The organism is Mesorhizobium sp. M7A.F.Ca.US.005.03.2.1, assembly GCF_003997795.1.
GTDB classification, from domain to species: domain Bacteria; phylum Pseudomonadota; class Alphaproteobacteria; order Rhizobiales; family Rhizobiaceae; genus Mesorhizobium; species Mesorhizobium ciceri.
The window spans coordinates 1-445 of sequence record NZ_RZRP01001618.1; the positions used below are offsets into that span (position 1 = coordinate 1).

Consider the following 445-nt stretch of genomic DNA (forward strand, 5'->3'; position numbering starts at 1 on the left):
CATCGGCGCCGTGCAGGCGTTTGGCACCAGTCCGTCGGCACCGCTCGGCTTTTGCCGCGGACGCTATGCCTCGGTGAAGGATCCACTGCCACCGGGCTGGCTTGCTTCCCACTCGATGATCGTCGGCTATTTGATCGAAGCCGAAGGCAACATCCTGTTGCGCGCCGACGGCAAGGGCGGCTGGGTGCTGCCCAGCGCCAAGAGCCGCAAGGCGGAAAACGAACTCAAGCTCGAAGGCGGCGACGCACTGACGCTGCTTCCGGATGAGACGTTTCTTTATTCCGTCTTCGATGTCGCCGACAGCGATCCCGGCTACCTCATCTATCGTGCCCGTCTCTCCGGCGCTTCCGCCGCCCTCACATTGCCCGCGGGATTCAAGTTCTTTCCGCTGGCGGACCTTCCCTACGAAGACATTCCTGCGCGCGAAATCCGCGCGCTGCTGCGC

At 63.6% G+C, this 445-nt stretch carries 1 pseudogene; it reads left to right on the forward strand.

From position 1 onward, the window contains the following. Window positions 1-445: pseudogene (locus EN991_RS39475) on the forward strand (flavin reductase); the annotation flags it as partial.